Annotated in this window: 1 protein-coding gene; it reads left to right on the top strand. The window is 57.9% G+C overall.

Going from position 1 to position 1455, the window contains the following annotated elements; all coding sequences use genetic code 11:
• Positions 1-65 precede the first annotated feature (65 nt).
• The gene (locus tag I6F38_RS43165) at positions 66-1415 is read left to right on the top strand and encodes an IS701 family transposase (protein ID WP_225164680.1); all 1350 of its coding nucleotides are present in this window, start codon (positions 66-68) and stop codon (positions 1413-1415) included.
• Positions 1416-1455: the final 40 nt, after the last annotated feature.

The raw sequence follows: 1455 nt of genomic DNA on the forward strand, positions 1-1455 counted from the left end.
CTAGCACTACTTTGGCAGATTGTTGATTTGGTCGCGTTTTATAGGATTCCCGAATCGACTTTTCAATGATTCATGGGTGGTCGGCTCTTGGAGGGCTGACCATGCCGGGATGGGAAGACGAACTCGAACGCTGGCTGATGCCGTTCTTGGATCGGCTGGGTCATAAGACCCGACAACGGATGTGTCCCCTGTACGTTGCGGGATTGATCGGTCCTGGCGATCGCAAGAGCGTTCAGCCGATGGCGGAACGCCTTGCCACGAGCAACTACGACCAGTTGCACCATTTCATTGCGGGCGGTGTCTGGGACGCGACGCCGCTGGAGACTGAGCTGCTCAACCAGGCGGACCGACTTGTCGGCGGCAGAGATGCGGTGTTGGTTATCGATGACACCTCACTGCCGAAGAAGGGTGAGCGCTCGGTCGGTGTTGCGGCTCAATACGCGTCTGCTCTCGGTAAAACGGCAAATTGCCAAACGCTGGTGTCTTTAACGCTTGCGCGCGGCGAAGTGCCAGTGATGGTCGCGTTACGTCTCTTTCTGCCTGATAGTTGGACGAGCGACATGTCTCGTCTGAAGCGCGCGCGCGTGCCAGTCGAACACCGAACGTCACGGTCCAAGCCAGAGATTGCTTTGGCCGAGATTGACCGCGCGATGGCAGCCAACCTGCGCTTTGGATGTGTGCTGGCGGATGCAGGATACGGCCTCAGCGCACCGTTTCGACAAGGGCTAACAGAGCGCGGGCTGGTCTGGGCTGTCGGCATCCCTCGGCACCTGAAAGTGTATCCGGTTGATGTGAAGCTCATTTGGCCGATTACCAAAGTCCGCGGGAAACCACGAAAGCACCACGTGCCAGATGTCTTATCGATTGCGGCAGACCAAATGCTGGCCAGCGCCAAATGGAAAACCGTGAGTTGGCGTAGCGGGACGAAAGGTCGGCTCAAAGCCCAATTTGCTGCTCTCCGTGTCCGGACCGCCGACGGCCCTCCGCAGCGGATATGGGATAAAGGTCAGCAGCATCTCCCAGGCGACGAAGCCTGGCTCATTGGCGAGCAACGTGCCTCCGGGGAGAAGAAATACTATCTCGCCAATCTTCCGGCGGCGACGGATCTGCGCACACTGGCCGCAACCATCAAGGCACGGTGGATTTGTGAGCAGGCGCATCAGCAGTTGAAGGAGGAGCTTGGACTTGATCACTTCGAAGGGCGATCATGGCAAGGTCTTCATCGCCACGCCCTGATGACAATGATTGCCTACGCCTTCCTGCAACATCGTCGCCTCGCATACGCGGGGCGGAAAAAAAAGAATCAACGGGCCTCCGCCTCAACCAACCATGCCCGCCGTACGTCACGCCATCGTCGATCTCATCCTTCGGCCGCCGTCCCAGCAGTGCCCATGTTGCCGAAAGCAAATCCTTGAAAAACAGTGGCGTAAACGCATTCTGCCAAAGTAGTGCTAG

Source organism: Bradyrhizobium sp. BRP56 (assembly GCF_020194035.1).
GTDB classification, from domain to species: domain Bacteria; phylum Pseudomonadota; class Alphaproteobacteria; order Rhizobiales; family Xanthobacteraceae; genus Bradyrhizobium; species Bradyrhizobium australafricanum.

Excerpts from the sequence above, each read along its gene's own strand:
- I6F38_RS43165 (WP_225164680.1), top strand. The coding sequence starts at position 66 with ATGATTCATGGGTGGTCGGCTCTTGGAGGGCTGACCATGCCGGGATGG.